Origin of the sequence: Methylobacterium carpenticola, assembly GCF_042748905.1 — a bacterium.
Taxonomy (GTDB): Bacteria; Pseudomonadota; Alphaproteobacteria; order Rhizobiales; family Beijerinckiaceae; genus Methylobacterium; species Methylobacterium carpenticola.
This window is the reverse complement of the sequence record NZ_JBHZEO010000001.1, coordinates 3,046,815-3,067,448: the sequence shown is the minus strand read 5'-3', so window position 1 is coordinate 3,067,448 and position 20,634 is coordinate 3,046,815. Positions and strand designations below refer to the sequence as shown.

Below are 20,634 nucleotides of genomic sequence, written 5' to 3'. Positions count from 1 at the left end.
GGGGTGCCAAGGCCGGCCCGTGCGCGTTAAGCAGGGTCGATCCTCACCGGAGGCCGCGGATGTTCCGATCCCTCTATCAGCACGGCTTCGCCCGGGTCGCGGCCTGCGTCGGGCAGAGCCACATCGCCGCGCCCGCCGCCAACGCGGCGGAGGTGCTGGCGCTGGCGCGGCGCTGCCACGACCGCGGCGTGGCGGTGGCGGTGTTTCCCGAACTCTGCCTTTCGGCCTATGCGATCGAGGACCTGCTCCTTCAGGAGCCGCTCCTCGACGCGGTCGAGGCGGCGATCGGCACCCTGGTCGAAGGCACGCGCGACCTCCTGCCGCTCCTCGTCGTCGGCGCGCCCCTGCGGCACGGCAACCGCCTCTACAATACGGCGGTGCTGGTGCATCGCGGGCGGGTGCTCGGCGTCGTGCCGAAGAGCTACCTGCCGAACTACCGGGAATTCTACGAGAAGCGGCACTTCGCCCCGGGCGCCGGGATCGTCGGCGGCACGATCCGGCTCGGCGGCGAGAGCGTGCCCTTCGGCACCGACCTCCTGTTCGCGGCGGAGGATCTCCCGGGCCTCGTGATCGGCGTCGACGTCTGCGAGGACATGTGGATCCCCGTCCCGCCCGGGGCGCTGGCGGCGCTCGCGGGGGCGACCGTGCTCGTGAACCTCTCGGGCAGCCCGATCACCATCGGGCGGGCGGAGAGCCGCAAGCTCCTGTGCCAGTCGAGTTCGGCGCGCTGCCTCGCGGCCTATGTCTACGCCGCCGCCGGCCCCGGCGAATCGACCACCGACCTCGCCTGGGACGGCCAGACCGTCATCTACGAGGACGGCGACCTCCTGGCCGAGGGCGAGCGCTTCCCGGCCGAGCCGCAGGTGACGGTGGCCGACATCGACCTCGACCGTCTGCGCCAGGAGCGCGCCCAGATGGGCAGCTTCGACGACAATGCCCGGGCGGTGCTGGCGGAGCGGCCCTGGCGGCGCATCGGCTTCACGGTGGCGCCGCCGCTGGCCGATCTCGGGCTCGCCCGCACCGTCGAGCGCTATCCCTTCGTGCCGGCCGATCCGGCCCGCCTCGCGCAGGATTGCTACGAGGGCTACAACATCCAGGTCGCGGGCCTCGCCCAGCGCCTGCGGGCGATCCGCACCAGCAAGGTCGTCATCGGCATCTCGGGCGGCCTCGATTCGACCCACGCGCTCATCGTCGCCGCCAAGGCCTTCGACCGGCTCGGCCTGCCGCGCACCAACATCCTGACCTACACGATGCCGGGCTTCGCCACCTCGGCGGAGACCAAGGGCAACGCCCACCGGCTGATGGCGGCGCTCGGCACCACGGCGGCGGAACTCGACATCCGCCCGGCCGCCCGGCAGATGCTGGCCGATATGGGCCACCCGTTCGGGCGCGGCGAGCCCGTCTACGACGTGACCTTCGAGAACGTGCAGGCGGGCCTGCGCACCGATTTCCTGTTCCGCCTCGCCAACCAGAACGACGCGATCGTGGTCGGAACCGGCGACCTCTCCGAGCTGGCGCTCGGCTGGTGCACCTACGGCGTCGGCGACCAGATGTCCCATTACGCGGTCAATGCCGGCGTGCCGAAGACGCTGATCCAGCACCTGATCCGCTGGGTGATCGCCTCAGGCCAGTTCGAGGGCGAGGTGAACGCGACCCTCGACGCGATCCTCGCCACCGAGATCTCGCCCGAACTCGTGCCGGTGAAGGAGGGCGAGCAGCTCCAGAGCACCGAGGCCAAGATCGGTCCCTACGCGCTGCAGGACTTCACCCTCTTCTACACGCTGCGCTACGGCTACCGGCCCTCGAAGATCGCCTTCCTCGCCTGCCAGGCCTGGGAGGACGCCGCGCGCGGCCCCTGGCCGCCGGGCTTCCCCGAGGAGCGGCGGGGGGCCTATGCGCTGCCGGAGATCCGCTCGTGGATGAGGGTCTTCCTGCAGCGCTTCTTCGGCTTCAGCCAGTTCAAGCGCTCGGCGATCCCGAACGGCCCGAAGGTGGCGGCCGGCGGCGCCCTCTCCCCGCGCGGCGACTGGCGGGCGCCCTCGGACGGCAACGCGGCCGTGTGGCTGGAGGAGCTGGAGCGGAATGTGCCGGAGGCGTGACGACGATCCCGCCTCACGACCCGAGCCGGATCAGCCCTCGTCCTGCGGCGGCGGGCCGGCCGGGGCGAAGAGATCCTCCGGCGGGTCGATCACGACGCGGCGCGCGGCGATGTCGACGGTCGGCACGAAGGCCCGCGTGAAGGGAAGCAGCGCCGCCGCGCCGCCCGTCGCGGGCGCGATCTCGAGCAGGTCGCCGCCGCCGTAATTCGGCACGGCGCGGACCGTGCCGATCCGCGTGCCCGCCGCATCGACCACGTCGAGCCCGACGAGATCGGCGGAGAAGAATTCGTCCTCGTCATCCGGCGCGCCGAGGCGGTCGCGGTGGACGTAGAGCGCGAGCCCGTTGAGGGATTCGGCGTCGTCGCGGCCGGCAAGGCCCGCCACGCGCGCGATCAGGATGTCGGGGGCGCCGGAGGTCGGGCGCAGGGACGCGATCTCGATGCGGCGTCCATCCGCTGCGGTGAGCGGGCCGTAGCGGCCGATCGCCATCGGATCGGCCGTGTAGGATTTCAGCCGCACCTCGCCGAGAAGGCCGTGGGCGCGGCCGAATTCGCCGAGCAGCACGAGGCTGGGATCCCGCGCGGCCTCGACGGAGGCCGCGGGGCGCGGCGCGCCGGCCGGAGCCCGCCGCGCGCCGGAGGGACCGGGCGGGGCGGAACGGGGGGGCCGACGCGCCATGGCGATTACGCCGCGGCGTCCTCGCCGGCGCCGGCCTTCTCGGCACGGGCGGCGGCGCGCTCCTTGGCCTTCGCGCCGGGCTCGGCCTTCTGCGGGTTGTTGCGGGCCGGACGTTTGGCCAGCCCGGCAGCGTCGAGGAAGCGCAGGACACGGTCGGTCGGCTGCGCGCCCTTGGCGAGCCAGCTCTGGATCTTCTCGACCTCGAGCGACACGCGGGCCGGATCGTCCTTCGGCTTCATCGGGTCGTAGACGCCGACCTTGTCGATGAAGCGGCCGTCGCGCGGGGAGCGCGAGTCGGCGACGACGATGCGGTAGTAGGGGCGCTTCTTGGCGCCGCCGCGGGTCAGACGGATCTTCAGGGACATGGGATCACCTCTTGGCTGCTGTGGTCTTCACCGAATTCGAGGATGACGCGTTCGATCCGCTCCCATCCTCCGGAGGCCCCGCCATCGGGAGGCCTCCCCATCGATCTTCCCGTCATCGAGAACGTCGATTTCGCTTATTTCTTCTTCCCGAAGGGCAGGCTGCCGAGGCCGGGAAGGCCGGGCATCTTGGGTCCGCCGAGACCCGGCAGCCCGGGAAGCTTGCCCGGCGCGCCGCCGAGGCCCGGCGGCATCGGCGGCAGCTTGCCGCCGAACTGCTTCTCCAGCGCGGCGATCTGCTCCGGCGTCGGCTCGGGCATGCCGCCGCCCATCATCTTGCCCATGCTGCCCAGGCCGCCGCCGCCGAGGCCGAACATGTTGCCGAGCGCCTGGCCGATGCCGCGCTTGCCCGAACCCATGGCCTTCATCATGTCGGCCATGGTGCGGTGCATCTTGAGGAGCTTGTTGATCTCCGCCACGTCGACGCCCGACCCCTTGGCGATGCGCTTCTTGCGCGAGGCCTTGAGGATGTCGGGGTTGCGGCGCTCCTCGGGGGTCATCGACGAGATGATCGCGCGCTGGCGCTTGAACATCTTCTCGTCGAGGTTGGCGCCCTCGACCTGCTTCTTCATCTGGCCCATGCCGGGCAGCATGCCCATGAGGCCGCCGATGCCGCCCATCTTCTCCATCTGGGCGAGCTGCATGGACAGGTCTTCGAGGTCGAACTTGCCCTTGCGCATCTTCTCGGCGACGCGCAGGGCCTGTTCCTGGTCGATGGTCTCGGCCGCCTTCTCGACGAGCGAGACGATGTCGCCCATGCCGAGGATGCGGTTGGCGACGCGGGCCGGATGGAACTCCTCCAGCGCGTCGACCTTCTCGCCGGTGCCGACGAGCTTGATCGGCTTGCCGGTGACCGCCCGCATCGAGAGCGCCGCGCCGCCGCGCGAATCGCCGTCCATGCGGGTGAGCACGATGCCGGTGACGCCGAGCCGCTGGTCGAAGGCGCGGGCGGTGTTGACCGCGTCCTGACCGGTGAGCGCGTCGGCGACGAGGAGCACCTCGTGCGGGTTGGTGGCCGCCTTCACCTCGGCGGCCTCCTGCATCAGCCCCTCGTCGAGGGTGATGCGGCCCGCCGTGTCGAGCATCACCACGTCGAAGCCGCCGAGGCGGGCGGCCTCCAGGGCGCGCTTGGCGATCTGCACCGCCGACTGGCCGGCGACGATCGGCAGCGTCTCGACGCCGACCTGCTGGCCGAGGACGGCGAGCTGCTCCATCGCCGCCGGGCGGCGCGTGTCGAGGGAGGCGAGCAGCACCCGGCGCTTGTCGCGCTGCGTCAGGCGGCGGGCGATCTTGGCGGTGGTGGTGGTCTTGCCCGAGCCCTGCAGGCCGACCATCAGGATCGGCACCGGCGAGGGGGCGTTGAGGTCGATGATCTCCGCCTCGGAGCCGAGCATCGCCACGAGCTGGTCGTTGACGATCTTCACGACCATCTGGCCGGGCGTCACCGACTTCAGCACGGTGGCGCCCACCGCCTGCTCGCGCACCTTCTCGGTGAAGGTCCGCACGACCTCGAGGGCGACGTCGGCTTCGAGGAGCGCGCGGCGCACCTCGCGCAGGGCGGCGGTGACGTCGGCTTCCGTCAGAGCGCCGCGCCGGGTGAGCCCCGAGAGGATGCCGGAGAGGCGATCGGAGAGGCCTTCGAACATGCTGTCGTCCTTCGCCTACTCGTCGTTGCCGGCCGCCGCGGCCCGGCGCGCCTGCAGGGCGTCCTCGAAATGCCGGATGGCCGTCTCGAACTTGTCGCGGCAGCCGGGATTGCAGAAGCCGACCACGGCGCCGTTGTAGAGCGTCAGCGAATCGGCGGCGATCGGCTTGCCCGACCAGGGGCAGGCCGTGTTCACCGCGTCCTCGATGCGCAAGCGCGCGTGGTTCGTCTCGCTCATCCGTGCTCCCGGCGGGGCGCTCTGCGGCGAGCCCCGCCCAACGCCGGACGCGCCCGAGGGCGCATCGCGCTGTCGGGCGTTGGCCTCCGGCCTCACGGGGCCGGTCGGCGTGTCGGGTCGAGACGAGGCTTCGTCTGGAAGTGGGAGCCCCTAGAGGGAGCGGCGCGCAAAGTCAATGCGCGGCCGGCATCGTTCCGCGCCGAGCCGCCAGATGCGCCTTCAGGAACCCGCTCGCCTCGCCGAGGGAGCGGCGCGCCTCCGGCAGGAACGAGGACGCGAACTGCCACGCATGCGGCACCACCGGCCAGACGGTGAGGGCCACGGTCACGCCCGCCGCCTCGGCCTTGGCGGCGAGACGCACCGCGTCGTCGCGCAGCAGCTCGCGCTCGCCCACATGGATCAGGAGCGGCGGCAGGCCGGCAAGGTCGCCGTTGAGGGGCGAGACCAGCGGGTCGGCCGGATCGTGCCCGGCGAGGTAGGCCTCGCGGATCGGCGCGAAGCTCTCCGGCGAGAACATGGCGTCGCGCCCCGCATTCTCCCGCATGGAGGGGCCCTCGCCCGCCATGTCGGTGGCGGGCGAGAACACCGCCGCGGCGGCCGGGAGCTGGCCGCCCTCGCGCTTCAGGCGCAGCATCAGGGCGAGGCTCAGGTTGCCGCCGGCCGATTCGCCCGCGAGGACGGCCGGCCCCTCGGCCGCGAAGGCCGTCCAGGCCGCGTGGGCGTCGTCGAGGGCCGCCGGATAGGGATGCTCGGGCGCGAGGCGGTAATCGGGCGTGAAGATCCGGAAGCCGCGCCCCGCGAGGCCGCCGATGAGCGGACGGTGGGTGCGGGCCGAGCAGGCGATGAAGCCGCCGCCATGCAGGTAGAGGAGCCGCGGGGCGTCGGCGCCGAGGTCGCGGCGCTCCGCCCATTCCCCCGCGATGCCGCCCATCGTGCCGGAGCGGAAGACGATGCCGGGCGGATCCAGAAAGGCGGCGGCGTCGAAGACGCGGCGCACCTCGCGGATGTCGGCGGCGCGGGCGAGCCGCGGCTTGACCTGCCGGCGGACGATCCAGGCGAAGACATGCGCGCGCAACGAGGCCACTCGGCGGATCTCCTACTCGCCCAAAGCCCGGCGGATCACCGCCCAGTAGCGGACCGGCATCAGCCATTGCAGGGTTGCGACCTGCCTGGCATCCGCGCCGACGATGAGGCGGGGGGCCCGGCGCTCGATGCCGCGCAGGATCAGGGCCGCGGCGGCGGCGGGGGGCAGCTTCAGGTGGCGCTGGAAGGCCTCGCGCCCGCGCGCCGCTTCGGCCGGATCGACGCCCGCGCCGGTGCGGGAATTGCGCGCGATGGCCGTGGCGACGCCGCCCGGATGCACCACCATCACGTGCAGGCCCGTGCCCGCATATTCGTGGCGGAGGGCCTCGGAGAAGCCGCGCAGGGCGAACTTGCTCGCCGCGTAGGCCGTCTGCCCGGCGGGCGCGACGATGCCGTAGAGGCTCGACAGGTTGACGATCTGCGCCGTGGGCCGGCGCCGCAGGGCCGGCAGGAAGGCGTGGGTCATCCGCACCGCGGCGCGGAAGTTGATGTCCATCACCCAGTCGAAATCGGCGAGGGACAGGTCCTCGAAGCGGCCGGCGAGGGCGACGCCGGCATTGTTGACGAGGAGGTCGAGGCCGCCGTGCCGCGCGAGCACCGCGTCCGGCAGGGCCGCGATCCCCTCCGCGTCGAGCAGGTCGAGGGCGTGCGTGCTGACGGCCTGCGCCTGGCCGGCGAGGCCGGCCGCGACGCGTTCCAGGCCGTCCGCGTCCCGATCGACCAGGGCGAGGCGGGCGCCCCGGGCGGCGATCGCCGCGGCCAGGGCCGCCCCGATCCCGCTCGCGGCGCCGGTGATCAGCGCCGTCCTGTCGCGCAGCTCGAACCGTCCGGCCACCAGTCCCGCTCCGGCGCCCCGCGGGGCTCGCCCAGGTTCATCGCCCGAACGGCCGCGCGGATGCAAGCGGAGCCGCAAGGTCCGGGCGTCAGGCCCGCTTGCGGACCGGCTCCTCGCTCGCGGCGGGGGAGAGCGCCGGCAACTCGACGTCGATCTCCAGGAGCGAGACGGCTTGGCCGCGCTCCATCGAGACCTTCACCTTGTCGCCGTCGATCGCCACGTGCTTGGCGATCACCGCGAGGATCTCCTCGCGCAGCACCGCCGCGAGGTCGCTGCGGCCGGAGGTGGCCCGTTCGTGGGCCAGGAGGATCTGCAGGCGCTCGCGGGCCACCGGGGCGGTGCCGCGACGGGAGAAGAAGGGGATGAGATTCATGCGGCCCTCCGGGAGAGGAGGCGGTTGAGGAAGGACTTGCGCTCGGTCGGGATGGTCATCGCCACGCTCTCGCCCTTGAGCCGGCGCGCCGCATCCGCATAGGCCCGCGCCGGTGCGCTCGCCGGGTTGTTCAGCGTCACCGGGCTGCCGACGTTGGAGGCCTTCAGCACCTCCTCGCTCTCCGGCACCACCGCCAGCAGCGGGATCGACAGGATCTCCAGCACGTCCTCGAGCTTGAGCATCTCGCCCCGGTCCGCCCGCGAGGGGTCGTAGCGGGTCAGGATCAGGTGCTTCTCCAGGCTCTCGCCGGCCTCCGCCCGCGCCGTCTTGGCGTCGAGCAGCCCGATGATGCGGTCGGAGTCGCGCACGGAGGAGACCTCCGGGTTGGTGACCACCACGGCGACGTCGGCGTGGCGCATGGCCAGCGTGGCGCCGCGCTCGATGCCGGCGGGGCTGTCGCAGATCACCCAGTCGAAGCGCTCGCGCAGCTCGCCGATGACGCGGGCGACGCCCTCGTCGGTGAGGGCGTCCTTGTCGCGGGTCTGGGAGGCGGGGAGGATGGAGAGGGTGTCGACGCGCTTGTCGCGGATGAGGGCCTGGGCGAGCTTGGCGTCGCCCTGGACGACGTTGATGAGGTCGTAGACGACGCGGCGCTCGGCCCCCATCACGAGGTCGAGGTTGCGCAGGCCGACGTCGAAGTCGACGACGCAGGCGCTCGCGCCACCCTGGGCGAGGGCGGCTCCGAGGGCGGCGGTGGTCGTGGTCTTGCCCACGCCACCCTTGCCCGATGTCACGACAACGACCTTTGCCATCCGATACCTCGTTCTCGTTGGGGCGGTCCGGGATGGCCGCCCTCTTGCTCGCGACCGGCCCGTTGCGGGCCGGTCAATACCAAACCCGGCCGATCCCTTCGGGATGGCGGATTCGGGCTTCGCTCAGGCCCGCGCGGAGCCGGGCTCTGCGCCGCGCAGGCCAGCCGCAGGGCTTCCGCTTCGATCGCGCGGAGACCGGATCACTCCAGAACCCGCATCCGCATCGCGTCTCCTTCGAGGCGGACATGCACGGGCTTGCCGCGCAGGGCCGGGTCGATGTCGTCCGCGATGCGGTACAGTCCGTCGATGGCCAGCAATTCCGGCTCGAACCGGCTGCTGACGATCCGCGCATTGGCGTTGCCCGCCGCGCCCGCGATGGCCCGTCCGCGCAGGGCCCCGTAGACGTGGATCGAGCCCCCGGCGATCACCTCGGCGCCGGAGGCCACCGAGCCCATCACCGTCACGTCGCCCTCCGGGAACAGGATCGTCTGTCCGGAGCGCACCGGGGTGTCGAGCACCAGCGATCCGACCGTGGTCGGCCGTTCCTGGACCGGGGCGGCCGCCGGCGGCTGGTCCGGCGCCGCGATCTCGCCGCCCGCCCGGCCGCCGCTGAGGGGCGGCGGCAGGCCCGTGCCGAGGCCGGCGGCGCCGGCGCCTTCGAGCCCCATGATGGGGATGTCGCGCGCGGCGAGTTCCGCCACGAGCGCCAGCAGCATCTCGCGCGAGGGCGCGAGCGCCGACACGTCGAGGATGACGGCCCGTCCGGCGAAGAAGGCCGGCGAGCGGCGGACCAGGGCGTCGAGGTCTGAGAGCCAGTCCTCGACAGGCGCCTCGGGGGCGAGCACCACGGCCAGGAAGGAGCGGCCGCGGAAGCGGATCGGGGGTCGGGCGGAGCTGGGACTGGACACGGGTTTACGATTCGTTACCCGGGCATTGAGCGCCCCAGGTGGTTAGCGAACCGTTAACGGGCCCCCGTCCCGTTCATATTTCCCTAACGGCACGCGTGACCGTCTCCTCGATGTGCCGGACGAGGCCGGGATCGAGGCGCAGGCGCCGGGCGAGGTCGTCGAGATAGGCCCGCTCCGGCGCGCTGTCGACGTCGATGGCCATCAGCGAGGCCGCGTAGATCTCGGCCGCCTCCTCGGGCGAGCGGGCGAGCCGGGCCACGGCGTCGATGTCGAGGGGGGCGCGCAGCACGTCCATCAGGAAGGCCTTGTCGTCCGCGTCGAGGGCGTGGCGGTCCATCTCGCCGAAGATCCGCGCCTGCTCCTGCCCGTCGATATGCCCGTCGGCCTTCGCGGCGCTGATCATCGCGGTGAGGAGGGAGCGGGCGAGCACCTGCTCGTCCAGCGCGGAGGCCGGCTGGAAGGCCGTGCCGCGCAGCATCGCCGCCGCCTCCTCCGCCGAGGGCAGGAAGGAGCCGGAGCGGCGGGGCGCTGCGGCGGGGGCGGATCCGGCCGGCGGACGGCCCGCCTGCCAGTGCTGATAGGCCTGGTAGGCGAGGGAGGCCACCATCGCGAGGCCGCCGATCCGCCCGGCCTGGCCGAAGGGCGCGCCGCTCGCGCGATGGCCCTTGCGGGAGCCGAGCACCAGGGCGGCGAGGCTGCCGAGCACCGCCACCTTGGAGCCCTGGCCGCCGAGGGAGCGGGCGATCTGGTCCAGCGGCGAGGGCGCGGCCCGGGGCGATGGCGCGGCCTGGGGCGGCTGCCCGTAGCCGCCCCGGCCCTGGCCGCCGAGGAACTGGTCGAGGAGGCGCTTGGCGTCGAGCATGGCGATGGCGGCTCCGGTAGAGACCCTGTGGGACCTCAAAGCTGGGATCGCGGTCCTGCCGGACAAGGGCTCCGGTTCAGCCTCCGGCGGCGCGGCGCTCGCCGGCCCAGCGGCGGCGGGCGCTCCAGGCGTAGCGCGCATCCCCGTCGAGGAGATGGAGATGGTCCTGGAGCCGGTTGCGTTCGAGCCACGCGAGCGCCGCTTCGAGTTCCGCCGCGGTCATGGCCGCCCGGGCCTTGTTGCCGAAGAGGCGCTTGAGGACGGCGTTGTAGCGGTGGGCGAGCCGGCCGCCATGGGGCACCCGCAGCTCCGCCTCGTCCTCCACCGCCTGCGCGGTGACCATGGCGGCGACGCGCGCGCGCAGCTGCCGCTCGGCGGCGGAGGGCGGCAGCGGCGGCGGGTCCGCCGCCTCGGGCCGGACGAGGGCGAGCGACGGCCCCGGCCGCAGCAGGGCGTAGCGCAGGCCGAGCGCGTTGCTCTCCAGCGGCACGATGCCGTCGTCGGTCTGCGGCAGCGGGCGGGGGTCCCGGGCGGCGGCGGGCCGCTCCCGCCGCCTCTGCCGCAAGGCCGTCTCCTGCTCGTCCTCGATCCGCGCGCGGAAGCGGGCGAAGAGCGGGTCGTCCGGGTGGAAGACCAGCGCGTGCTGCGCCGCGTAATCGCCCGCATGCGGGTCGATCCGCGTGGCGCGGGCGATCATCTGCTCCAGCCAGGGGCGGCTGCGGATGTGGGTGAGGGCGGCCACCACCGCGACCTCGGGGGCGTCGAGGCCCTCGTAGGCCATCGCCACCGTGACCAGCACCGCGGGCTCGGGCGTCAGGCGGAAGGCCGCGAGCGCCCCGTGCGCGTCGGGCTCCGAGGAGACGGCGAGCCGCACGTCCCGGGCGCCCTGCTCGGGCGGCATCCAGCCGCGCAGCATGGCGAGATAGGCCTGCGCCCGCGCCTGATCGGGGGCGACGACGAGGAGCTTGCCAAGGCCGCGGGCCGGCTCGGCGGGGCCGAGCCCCCGGGCGGCGCGGCGGGCCGCACGCAGGCGCCGCGTGGCGAGGAAGGCCTCGTGCAGGAGGTCGCGGGCGAAGCCCGTGCGCAGGGCGGTGAACAGGGCCGGACGCGTCGTCGCGCTCGGGGCCGGGCCCGAGAGCCGGTGCGGTCCGACCCGCGCCTCGCCCTCGGTACGGCCGCCTTCGAGCCAGCTCGCCTCGCCGTCGAGGGCGCCGAAATTCACCGGCAGCACCGCCCGCTCGGCGAGGGCCTGCGCCCGCGAATAGCCGATCACCGCCCAGCCGGGCGCCGCGATGTCGGGCAGAGCCGCGCGCTCGCCCTCGCGATAGGGCAGCCCGAGGATGCGCCGCCCGTCCGCCCGCTCCAGGGTGCCGGAGAGGAAGAGGCGCAGGCTCGCTTGCCGGAACAGGGGCAGCAGCGCCCGGCTCCAGGAGGCGGCCTCGCCCTCCGGCGCCCCCGCGTCGAGGGCGGGCAGGTGGTGCACCTCGTCGACGACGAGGAGCGTGCGGTGCCGCTTCATCTCGGCGAGGTGGAGCGCCGGGGCGGCGGCGACCGCCTGGTAGGTGGTGACGTAGCCGGCGAGCCCCCGGGCGGGGTCGGGCGTGTTGTCGGCGGCCCGCACCGAGAGGGCGTGCGAGAGGGCGTGGCGCCACGCCGGATCGGCGAAGGCCTCCTCGGCCTGGAGGCGCAGGGAATCCCGCGGCACCACCCAGACCACGCGCTCCACCACGCCCGCACCGATCAGCCGTGCGGCGGCGATGACCGGCAGGAGAGACTTGCCGCCCCCGGGCGTGACCGCCGCGAGGATGTCGGTCACCTCCGCGGCCTCCCCGCGGGCAAGGGCGGCGACGAGTTCGGCGAGGCTGCGCTGGTGGCTGCGCAGGGGGCGGGTGGAGGCGCTCACGGCGCGGGACGGCGACTCATTTCCGGCCAGGATGGCCGAGACGGCGGCGCTTGTGAATCCCAGGCCCGGCGATCAGCCGAGCGCGGCGATGTAGGCCCGCCAGCCGCCGAACCCGGTGACCTCCTCGGCCGCCGCGACCGCGTGCGCCTCGCACAGGAAGCCCGGCACCGCGCTGCCGTCCTCCAGGGTGATCCGGCCGAGGCCGAGCGGGGCGGGGATCGCGGCGGCGAAGCGTCCGAAGGCGGCGGGATCGAGGGACCAGACTTCGACCGCGAGGCCCGGCCCCGCGAAACCGGGCTGGCGCACGAGGCCGGGCTTGCGCGGCGCGGTGCCCGGCAGGGCGTAGAGCCGGTAATCGGGCGCGGTGCGCGCCGCCCGCACCAGCCGCCCGCCGAGCGCCGTCAGGTCCCGGTTGAGCGGCATGCCCGAGAGATGCGCGCCCACGACGACGACCGGCAGCCGCTCCTCGGCCGCGGGCGGGACCCGGCTGTCCTCGGGCAGCGCCGCGCCGCGCGCGCGGCCGAGCCCGCTCTCCGCCGCACGGTGGAGCGCGTCGGCGAGCGGCGCCAGGGCCTCGTCCTGGAAGGCGCGGGCGACGAGGGTGACGCCCGCCGGCAACCCGTCCGCGCGGAAGCCGGCGGGCACCGCGATGGCGCAGCAATCGAGGAGGTTCGCGAAGTTCGTGTAGCGCCCGAGGCGGCTGTTGAGTTCGATCGGATCGGCCTGCATCGCCGCGACCGTGTAGGTGGTCGGGGCGGTTGGGAGCAGCAGCGCGTCGACCGTCTCCCAGGTCGCCTCCGTTCGCCGGCGCAGGGCGGCGAGCCGGTATTGCCCCTCGAAGGCGTCGACCGCCGTGAAGGCCCGGGCGGATTCGACGATGCGGCGCACCGCCGGGTCGATCGCGTCCGCATGGGTCCCTGCGAAGGCCTTGATGGCGGCGAGCCGCTCCGCCACCCAGGGGCCGTCGTAGAGGAGGCTCGCCGCCTCCCGGAACGGCGCGTAGTCGAAGGGCACCAGGGTGCAGCCGAGCGCCTCCGCCCGCGCCGTGGCCGCATCGTAGAGGCGCTCCGTCTCCCGGTCGCCATGGAATTCCCGCTCGCTCCCCGCGAGCACGCCGAGCCGCGGCGCGGCCGGCAGCGGGCGCGGGGCTGGGACGCGGGAATAGGGATCGGCCGGATCGAACCCCTCGGCGATCCGCCGCACCGCCGCCGCGTCGCCGACCGTGAGCGCGAAGACCGAGATGCAGTCGAGGCTGCGGCAGGCCGGCACGAGGCCGCCCGTGCTGAGAAGACCCCTGGTCGGCTTGATCCCGACGAGGTTGTTGAAGGCGGCCGGCACCCGGCCGGACCCGGCCGTGTCGGTGCCGAGCGAGAAGGCGGCCAAGCCCGCCGCCACCGCCACCGCCGATCCGGAGCTGGAGCCGCCCGAGATATGGGCCGCGTCGAACACGCTGCGCGGCGCGCCGTAGGGCGAGCGGGTGCCGTTGAGCCCGGTGGCGAACTGGTCGAGATTGGCCTTGCCGATCACGAGGGCGCCGGCCGCCTTCAGGCGCGCCACCACGGCGGCATCCGCCTCCGGCCGGCGCGTGAAGGCCGGGCAGGCGGCCGTGGTCGGCAGCCCCGCCACGTCGATGTTGTCCTTCACCGCGAAGGGCACGCCCCAGAGGGGCAGGGCGTTGGGCTCCGGTGCGCGCGCCATCAGCTCCGCCGCGGCCGACCGCAGGGCCTCCGGGGTCACCGGCGTGATGAACACCGCCGGATCGGCGCCGGCCATCCGGTCCGCGACGGCGGCGGCGAGATCCTGCGGGGTGAAGGTTCCGGACGCGTAGAGCGCCCGAAGGGCTGTCAGATCGAAGACCGCCGGCAGCATGTTCGCTCGCTCTCTCCCGGGCGCCCGTTCTCGCGCCGCCAAGCCGGCGCAGGCAAGAGACGGACCGCGATCGGCGGCCGCCCCGGCAGGGCCGGGTCCGATTGCAACCTAAAATCGCAATTTCAGTGGCGCCGAAATGGGCATTCTGCGCAACGTTCGCCCAAAGTCAGATAGCATACATTATGCCGATCACGATTATTTCGCTGTTAAGGCCCTGTCATGAGACTGTATGCGGGCTTGGAACGAACCGAGATGTCGATCGGGAATGTCTTTCATACAGTCGCCGCACGGATCGTCTTAGTTGCACTCGCTCCGTGTCTCGCCTTCGCCGTCATTGTCGGCCTCGTGGTGCACGAGCATCGGGGCCGGCAGCAGGAGATGGAACGGGTCGAGACCCTGGTGGGCATCGCCGCTGCGATGAGCGGAGTGATCCACGAGGCGCAGACCGAGCGCGGGGCGTCGAATCTCCTCATCGGGTCGACGGGGACGCAGTTCCGCACCGAACTCACCGACCAGCGTCGGAAGACCGATGCGGCGCTCGCCGCCCTGACGGCGGTCACGGCGGCGCTGCCGGATCTCGGCGGCGATGTGCGGGGCCGCATCGACGCCCTCGCCTCCGTGGCGGAGCGGCTGGCCGGGCATCGCCGCGACGTCGACGCGCTCTCCGCGACCGCGACGCAGAATTTCGGCTTCTATAGCGGCGTCATCACGCAGGGACTGGGCGTGATCCAGGCGATGTCCCGGGTGGTCACGCATCCGGCCCTCGCGGCGCGGCTCTCGGCCTATTCGGCGCTGCTCGCGCTCAAGGAGGAGGCGGGCCGCGAGCGCGCCACCGCCGCCCTGGCCTTCGCCGCCGGCCGTGCCGATCTCGGCCTCGTCGAGCGCATGGCGGTGCTCGCTGCCAACCAAGCCACCTACGAGTCGATCTTCCGGCTCTCGGCCCTGCCGGAGCAGGCCGCTTCCCTCGATGCCGCGCAGGCGGGCGCCGCCGCCCGGGAGGTCGCCCGGCTGAGGCGGATCGTCGTCGAGACGCTGCCGGGCGAGCCCCTGGCCTTCCGCGACGCGCCGGGCTGGTTCGGGCTCGCGACGGCGCGGATCAACGCGCTCAAGGGCGTGGAGGACCGCCTGACCGGCGAGCTGGTCGAGGCCGCCCGCGCGACGAAGGCCGAGGCCGGCCGCGCCCTGGCGGTCTGGAGCGCGGCGGGAATCGCGACCTTCGCGCTCACGGCTCTGCTCGCCCTCGGGCTCGGAGCGGCGATCGCCCGGCCTCTGGTCGGGATCGCGGGCGCGCTCACCGCCATCGGCCGGGGCGAGAGCGAGGTGAGCCTCCCGTCGGGCGGGCCGACCGAGCTGCGCGCGATCGCCGCCGCGGCGGTCGATTTCCGCGACAGCGTGGCCGAGCGGCGGCGCGTCCGTGCCGAGCAGGAGGCGATGGGCCGGTCCCTGGCGGCGTCCCAGCGCGCGGCGATGATCGCGGTGGCGGACGGCTTCGAGGCTCAGGTGAGCCGCATCGTGGAGGCGGTCTCGGAGGCCGCCCGCGACCTCCAGGGCGCGGCACGCACCATGGCCGGCACCGCGACCGAGACGGCGAGCCAGTCCGCCGCGGTCTCGGCGGCGGCGCAGCTGGCCTCCTCCACCGTCACCGCGGTCTCGGCCGCGACCGGGCAGCTCGACGCCTCGGTGAGCGAGATCGGCCGGCAGGCGCACGGCTCGGCCGAACTCGCCCGGACCGCGGTGGACGAGGCCGAGCGGACGGGGCGCGTGGTCGAGGATCTCAGCCGCGCCGCGAGCGAGATCGGCGAGGTCGCGGCCCTGATCGCGACCATTGCGGGGCAGACGAACCTTCTGGCGCTCAACGCGACGATCGAGGCGGCGCGGGCCGGGGAGGCGGGGCGCGGCTTCGCCGTGGTCGCCGCCGAGGTCAAGGACCTCGCCACCCAGACCGCCCGCGCCACGGACGAGATCACCGCCCGGATCGACCGCATCCAGGGCTCCACCGGCGAGGCGGTGGGCGCGATCGGCCGGATCTCCGGCGTCATCGACCGCCTGAGCCAGGTGTCGGGCTCGATCGCGGCCGCGGTCGAGGAGCAGGGCGCGGCGACCCGGGAGATCGTGCGCACGCTCGCCCAGGCCGCGGTCGGCACCGGCGAGGTGACCGGCACCATCGCGGGCGTCGCCGAGGCCGCGGAGGAGACCGGGGCGGCGGCCGCCCAGGTGCTCACCTCCTCCTCGGATCTCTCGCGGCAGGCCGACCGGCTCGCCGCGGAGGTGGGCCGCTTCCTCGCCACCGTGCGGGCCGCCTGAGACGGAATCCGGACTTTCGTCCGGCCCCCGGGGGCGGCCGGGCGGATGCCGTATCCGCCCGGCCGTCCGCGTGGTAAGCCTCGCGGCAAAGCCGGCCGAACGGCGCATGCGGGTGTGTGCGGGCTCGGCCGGACGAGAAGCCGCTCCCGTCCAGGCGTCTGCCCGTGTCCGAGTCCCGCCCGCGTCGCGTCCTTCGCCTCCTCGCCACGCTCACCGTGCTCGGTGCCGTCGCCGGAGCGGTCGCCTGGATCCTGCCCGAGCACCTGCGCGCCGCCGCTCCCGCGGGCAAGCCGCCGCCGCCCCGGGTGAGCCGCGCGGCGGTCGAGGAGGGGCGCAGCATCGTGAAGCTCGGCCCCGCCGAGCGGCGTCAGATCGGCGTCGAGACGGTCACGCTCCGCTCGACCCGGCACCGCGAGGAGCGGCAGGCCTACGGCGCGGTGCTCGATCTCGCCCGGGTCACCGACCTCACCAATTCCTACGCCAGCGCCCGGGCGCAGCTCATGACCGCGCAGGCCCGGCTCGAAGTGTCGCGCAGCGCCTATCAGCGCGCCAAGGCGCTGGGGCCCTACGCCACCGCCGTGCAGGTCGAGAGCGCGGAGGGGACCTTCCGCACGGACGATGCGTCGCTGGCCGCCGCCGAGTCGCAGCTGCGCACGCTCGCCGCCACCGCCCAGCAGGAATGGGGGCCGGTGCTGGGCCGCGCCATCGTCGAGCGCTCCGCCCTGGTCACCGGTCTGATCGAGCGCGCCCGGTTCCTGGTCCAGGTGACCCTGCCGCCGGGCGAGAGCGTGGGCCAGCCGCCCGTGACCGCCTATGCGGAGCTGCCGCCGCAGAGCGCCCGCGTGCCTCTCGACTACGTCTCGCCCGCGACGCGCACGGACCAGCGCATCCAGGGCCTGAGCTACTTCTACACGGTGGCGGGCGACAGCGGCTTCCTGCCGGGCATGAGCAGCCTCGTCTTCGTGCCCTCGGCGAAGTCCGTTTCGGGCGTGGCGGTGCCGGAGGACGCGATCGTGCACTGGCAGGGCGGGGCGTGGTTCTACCGGAGCGTCGGGCCGGACGCCTTCGCGCGCCATCCCCTCGACACCGGCGGGCCGATGTCCGACGACAGCTTCGTGGTGGCGGGTCTCCCCGACGAGACCGAGATCGTCCTGCGCGGCGCGCAAGCCCTCCTCTCGGAGGAGATGAAGAGCCAGCTGCGCGTCTCGGGCGACGACGATTGAGCCCCGGTCGGCCCGTGAGTGTCGCACGCCTCCCCGATGATGAACCCTGTCCGGCGGTCGAACCGGTTCTGGAAGCCCGGGGCTCCTTCTCCGGTGCGGGCGGAGCGCCCGGGGGTGCGTGCCGGTTGCGCCGGCCAGAGGGCGCTTCGCGCCACCCGGCATGAGGAGCGTCAGCGCTTCCGGGATGGATGACCCATGACCAACCCGGTTCCCGGCGGCCCCCAGGCCCTCCTCGTCGGCGCGGCGATCCGCTTCCGCGGCGTGGTGCTGGCGCTCGCCCTCGCGCTCCTCGCCTACGGGCTGATCGCGCTCGGGGAGGCGCGCTACGACGTCTTCCCCGAATTCGCGCCGCCCTCGGTGGTGGTGCAGACGGAGGCCCCCGGCCTCAGCGCCGAGCAGGTCGAGCAACTCGTCACCCTGCCGGTCGAGGTGGTGATCAACGGCCTGCCGGGCATCGAGAGCCTGCGCTCCGCCTCGATCCAGGGCCTGTCCGTCATCACGGCGGTGTTCCGGACCGGGAGCGACATCTTCCGCAACCGCCAGTTGGTCACCGAGCGCCTCGCTTCGGCCACCGCCAAGCTGCCGCAGGGCGCGGGTCCGCCCACCATGACGGCGCTCACCTCGTCGAGCAGCACGGTGCTCCTCGCCGGCATCACCTCGCCGACGCGCACGCAGGCGGAGCTGCGCACGGTCGCCGACTGGACCCTGCGCCTGCGGCTCCTCGCGGTGCCGGGCGTCGCGCAGGTCTCGGTCTATGGCGGCGACGTGCGCTCGCTCCAGGTCCAGGTGCGGCCCAAGGACTTGATCCGCTTCAATATCGGCCTCAACGACGTGCTGGCGGCGGCCCGGCGCGCCACCGGCGTGCGCGGCGCGGGTTTCGTCGATACGCCCAACCAGCGCATCACCCTCCAGACGGAGGGGCAGTCGCTGACCCCCGAGCAGGTCGCCCGCACGGTGCTGGTGAACGAGGGCGGGGCCAGCGTGGTGCTGGGCGACGTCGCCACCGTGGTCGAGGCCCCCGAGCCGCCGATCGGCGCCGCCCTCGTCGACGGCGAGCCCGGCATCCTGTTCATGATCGGCGCGCAATACGGCGCCAACACCCTCGACGTGACCCGCCGGGTCGAGGAGGCCCTCGCCGAGCTGCGGCCGAGCCTGGAGCAGCAGGACATCCGCCTGCGCGCCGACCTGTTCCGGCCCGCGAACTTCATCGCGGTCGCCACCGGCAACGTCATCCAGGCGCTGGCGCTCGGCGGCGCCCTGGTGGTCGTGGTGCTCTACCTGTTCCTGTCCGACTGGCGCACCTGCATCATCTCGTGCCTCGCGATCCCGCTCTCGCTGCTCGCCGCCGTGCTGGCGCTGCGGGCCTTCGGCGAGACCCTCAACACCATGACCCTCGGCGGGCTCGCCATCGCGATCGGCGAGGTCGTGGACGACGCGGTGATCGGCGTCGAGAACGTGGTGCGCCGCCTGCGCGAGAACCGCCGCCTCGGCCTGGGCCGGCCCGGGCCGCGGGTGGTGCTCGACGCGATCCTGGAGGTGCGCACCTCGGTCGCCTACGCGACCTTCGCGGTGCTCCTCGTCTTCCTCCCGGTCCTGAGCCTCACCGGCGTCGCCGGGCGGCTGTTCGGGCCCCTCGCGCTCGCCTACATCCTGGCGGTGCTGGCCTCCCTCGCGGTGGCGCTGACCCTCACCCCGGCGCTGGCCACGATGCTGCTCGCCGGCCGCGCCGATGCGCCCGTGCACGATCCGCCGCTGATGCGCTGGTCGCGCCGGGGCTACGAGCGGATCCTGCGGGGCGTCGAGCGGGCGCCGCTCCTCGTCGGCGGGCTGACCGTGATCGCGGCGCTGGGCGGGGCGGCGCTGCTGCCGAGCTTCGGCAGCACCTTCCTGCCCGACCTCAAGGAGGGGCATTTCATCCTGCACATGGCCGCCGCGCCCGGCACCTCGCTGCAGGAATCGATCCGGATGGGGCGCCACCTCACCAACGCCCTGCGCGAGATCCCGGGGGTGCGGGCGGTGGCCCAGCAGGTGGGGCGGGCCGAGGCCGGCCAGGACACCGCCGGAACCCATTACAGCGAGGTGCATATCGACCTCGACCCCGCCCTCGGCGGGGAGGGGCAGGAGGCGGTGGAGACGCGCATCCGCGCGCTGATGGCGGATTTCTCCGGGGCCGCCTTCTCGCTCAAGACCTTCCTCACCGAGCGCATCGAGGAGACCGTGTCGGGCTTCACGGCCCCGGTGGTGATCAACCTGTTCGGACCGGACCTCGCGCGGCTGGAGACCGCCGCCCGCGACGTGGCGCGGGAACTGGGCGAGGTGAGGGGGGCGGCCGACATCCAGCAGCAGGCTCCGCCGGGCCTGCCGCAGATCAACGTGTCGCTGCGGCCCGCGGATCTGCGCCACTGGGGCCTCGACGCGGTCGAGGTGCTGGAACTGGTGCGCACCGCCTACCAGGGCGACACGGTGGGGCAGAGCTACGAGGGCAACGCGATCTTCAACGTGATCGTGATCCTCGACGCCTCCGTGCGCGGACGCCTCGCCACCCTGGGGGATCTGCCGCTGCGCACCCGCGGGGGCACCCACGTGCTGCTGCGGCAGGTCGCCGACATCTACGAGACGCCCGGGCGCCTGCAGGTGCTCCACCAGGGGGCCCTGCGGGTGCAGACCGTCACGGCGAACGTGGTCGGGCGGGACATCGCCTCCTTCATGGAGACCGCCCGCCGCAAGATCGCCCGCGAGGTCGACCTGCCGCCCGGCACCACCGTGGCCTTCGCGGGCAGCGCCGAGGAGCAGGCGCGCTCGCGGCGCGACCTCCTCGTCTCCTCCGCCTTCGCGGGCCTCGGCATCCTGCTCCTCCTCGCCGTGGTGACCGGGCATTGGCGCAACCTCGCCCTGGTGGTGGTCAACCTGCCCTTCGCCGTGATGGGCGGCGTGCTGGCGGTGTTCCTCACCGGCCGGGTGCTGTCGCTCGGCTCGATGGTGGGCTTCGTGACCCTGTTCGGCATCAGCCTGCGCAACACCATCATGATGATCTCGCATTACGAGCATCTCGTGCGGGTGGAGGGCCGGGTCTGGAGCGTCGCGACGGCGGTCGAAGGGGCGGGGGACCGGCTGGTGCCGATCCTGGCGACCTCCCTCGTCACCGGCCTCGGCCTGCTGCCGCTCGCGCTCGGCGCCGGCGAACCCGGCCGCGAGATCGAGGGCCCGATGGCGATCGTGATCCTCGGCGGCCTCGTCAGCTCGACGGCGCTCAACCTCCTGGTGCTGCCGATGCTGGCGCTGCGGCTCGGCCGCTTCGACGGGCCGGATCGCAGCCGCGATCTCCACGACGCTCCGCCGCGGCTCGGGGCGACGGAGCATCCCTGAGCCCGCCCGGCTTT

Annotated in this window: 16 protein-coding genes; 4 read left to right on the top strand and 12 right to left on the bottom strand. The window is 73.7% G+C overall.

Annotated elements, in window-relative coordinates; translation table 11 throughout:
• The first annotated feature begins 59 nt into the window (after positions 1–59).
• The gene (locus ACE101_RS14440) at positions 60–2,099 is read left to right on the top strand and encodes an NAD(+) synthase (protein WP_379130557.1); all 2,040 of its coding nucleotides are present in this window, start codon (positions 60–62) and stop codon (positions 2,097–2,099) included.
• A 30-nt stretch (positions 2,100–2,129) separates the two neighbouring features.
• Here ACE101_RS14440 and rimM read toward each other — a convergent pair whose 3' ends face one another.
• The 12 genes from rimM to atzF all read right to left on the bottom strand — a co-directional run bounded on the left by rimM (position 2,130) and on the right by atzF (position 13,727).
• On the bottom strand, positions 2,130–2,777 hold the full coding sequence (gene rimM, locus ACE101_RS14435) for a ribosome maturation factor RimM (RefSeq protein ID WP_379130554.1): 648 nt from the start codon (positions 2,775–2,777) through the stop codon (positions 2,130–2,132).
• A 5-nt stretch (positions 2,778–2,782) separates the two neighbouring features.
• Entirely contained in the window at positions 2,783–3,142 is a 360-nt protein-coding gene (rpsP, locus tag ACE101_RS14430) for a 30S ribosomal protein S16 (RefSeq protein WP_379130551.1), read from the bottom strand.
• A 134-nt stretch (positions 3,143–3,276) separates the two neighbouring features.
• Positions 3,277–4,845: a signal recognition particle protein gene (gene ffh / locus ACE101_RS14425; RefSeq protein WP_379130549.1), complete on the bottom strand. Its 1,569-nt coding sequence runs from the start codon at positions 4,843–4,845 to the stop codon at positions 3,277–3,279.
• 15 nt (positions 4,846–4,860) lie between these two features.
• Positions 4,861–5,082 carry a glutathione S-transferase gene (locus ACE101_RS14420; protein ID WP_379130547.1) on the bottom strand — a complete coding sequence of 74 codons (222 nt, stop codon included), beginning with the start codon at positions 5,080–5,082 and terminating at the stop codon, positions 4,861–4,863.
• Positions 5,083–5,254: 172 nt separating this feature from the next.
• Complete coding sequence (locus ACE101_RS14415; RefSeq protein ID WP_379130545.1) at positions 5,255–6,166, bottom strand: alpha/beta hydrolase; 912 nt, start codon at positions 6,164–6,166, stop codon at positions 5,255–5,257.
• Between the two features lie 12 nt (positions 6,167–6,178).
• A complete protein-coding gene (locus tag ACE101_RS14410; protein WP_379130542.1) occupies positions 6,179–7,000 on the bottom strand; it encodes an SDR family NAD(P)-dependent oxidoreductase in 822 nt (273 codons plus the stop codon).
• 88 nt (positions 7,001–7,088) lie between these two features.
• Positions 7,089–7,373, bottom strand: a complete 285-nt coding sequence (gene minE / locus ACE101_RS14405) for a cell division topological specificity factor MinE (protein ID WP_379130541.1) — start codon at positions 7,371–7,373, stop codon at positions 7,089–7,091.
• On the bottom strand, positions 7,370–8,185 hold the full coding sequence (minD, locus tag ACE101_RS14400) for a septum site-determining protein MinD (RefSeq protein WP_379130538.1): 816 nt from the start codon (positions 8,183–8,185) through the stop codon (positions 7,370–7,372). The genes minE and minD overlap by 4 nt, the downstream gene beginning before the upstream one ends.
• A 200-nt stretch (positions 8,186–8,385) precedes the next feature.
• Positions 8,386–9,093 carry a septum site-determining protein MinC gene (gene minC / locus ACE101_RS14395; RefSeq protein WP_379130535.1) on the bottom strand — a complete coding sequence of 236 codons (708 nt, stop codon included), beginning with the start codon at positions 9,091–9,093 and terminating at the stop codon, positions 8,386–8,388.
• Between the two features lie 73 nt (positions 9,094–9,166).
• The gene (locus tag ACE101_RS14390; protein WP_379130533.1) at positions 9,167–9,955 is read right to left on the bottom strand and encodes a tellurite resistance TerB family protein; all 789 of its coding nucleotides are present in this window, start codon (positions 9,953–9,955) and stop codon (positions 9,167–9,169) included.
• Between the two features lie 76 nt (positions 9,956–10,031).
• On the bottom strand, positions 10,032–11,858 hold the full coding sequence (locus tag ACE101_RS14385) for a DEAD/DEAH box helicase (protein ID WP_379130530.1): 1,827 nt from the start codon (positions 11,856–11,858) through the stop codon (positions 10,032–10,034).
• A 72-nt stretch (positions 11,859–11,930) separates the two neighbouring features.
• Positions 11,931–13,727 (bottom strand): allophanate hydrolase, encoded by a 1,797-nt coding sequence (gene atzF / locus ACE101_RS14380; RefSeq protein ID WP_379130528.1) that lies wholly within the window; start codon positions 13,725–13,727, stop codon positions 11,931–11,933.
• A gap of 252 nt (positions 13,728–13,979) precedes the next feature.
• Here atzF and ACE101_RS14375 point away from each other — a divergent pair, with 252 nt between their 5' ends.
• The 3 genes from ACE101_RS14375 to ACE101_RS14365 all read left to right on the top strand — a co-directional run bounded on the left by ACE101_RS14375 (position 13,980) and on the right by ACE101_RS14365 (position 20,620).
• Positions 13,980–16,031, top strand: coding sequence for a methyl-accepting chemotaxis protein (locus ACE101_RS14375; protein WP_379130526.1), 2,052 nt, complete (start codon positions 13,980–13,982; stop codon positions 16,029–16,031).
• Between the two features lie 116 nt (positions 16,032–16,147).
• Positions 16,148–17,254 carry an efflux RND transporter periplasmic adaptor subunit gene (locus tag ACE101_RS14370; protein ID WP_379130524.1) on the top strand — a complete coding sequence of 369 codons (1,107 nt, stop codon included), beginning with the start codon at positions 16,148–16,150 and terminating at the stop codon, positions 17,252–17,254.
• Positions 17,255–17,449: 195 nt separating this feature from the next.
• A complete protein-coding gene (locus ACE101_RS14365) occupies positions 17,450–20,620 on the top strand; it encodes an efflux RND transporter permease subunit (RefSeq protein ID WP_379130521.1) in 3,171 nt (1,056 codons plus the stop codon).
• Positions 20,621–20,634: the final 14 nt, after the last annotated feature.

Excerpts from the sequence above, each read along its gene's own strand:
- rpsP (WP_379130551.1), bottom strand. The coding sequence starts at position 3,142 with ATGTCCCTGAAGATCCGTCTGACCCGCGGCGGCGCCAAGAAGCGCCCC.
- rimM (WP_379130554.1), bottom strand. The coding sequence starts at position 2,777 with ATGGCGCGTCGGCCCCCCCGTTCCGCCCCGCCCGGTCCCTCCGGCGCG.
- minD (WP_379130538.1), bottom strand. The coding sequence starts at position 8,185 with ATGGCAAAGGTCGTTGTCGTGACATCGGGCAAGGGTGGCGTGGGCAAG.
- ACE101_RS14420 (WP_379130547.1), bottom strand. The coding sequence starts at position 5,082 with ATGAGCGAGACGAACCACGCGCGCTTGCGCATCGAGGACGCGGTGAAC.
- atzF (WP_379130528.1), bottom strand. The coding sequence starts at position 13,727 with ATGCTGCCGGCGGTCTTCGATCTGACAGCCCTTCGGGCGCTCTACGCG.
- ACE101_RS14440 (WP_379130557.1), top strand. The coding sequence starts at position 60 with ATGTTCCGATCCCTCTATCAGCACGGCTTCGCCCGGGTCGCGGCCTGC.
- minE (WP_379130541.1), bottom strand. The coding sequence starts at position 7,373 with ATGAATCTCATCCCCTTCTTCTCCCGTCGCGGCACCGCCCCGGTGGCC.
- ACE101_RS14375 (WP_379130526.1), top strand. The coding sequence starts at position 13,980 with ATGTCGATCGGGAATGTCTTTCATACAGTCGCCGCACGGATCGTCTTA.
- ACE101_RS14390 (WP_379130533.1), bottom strand. The coding sequence starts at position 9,955 with ATGCTCGACGCCAAGCGCCTCCTCGACCAGTTCCTCGGCGGCCAGGGC.
- ffh (WP_379130549.1), bottom strand. The coding sequence starts at position 4,845 with ATGTTCGAAGGCCTCTCCGATCGCCTCTCCGGCATCCTCTCGGGGCTC.
- ACE101_RS14365 (WP_379130521.1), top strand. The coding sequence starts at position 17,450 with ATGACCAACCCGGTTCCCGGCGGCCCCCAGGCCCTCCTCGTCGGCGCG.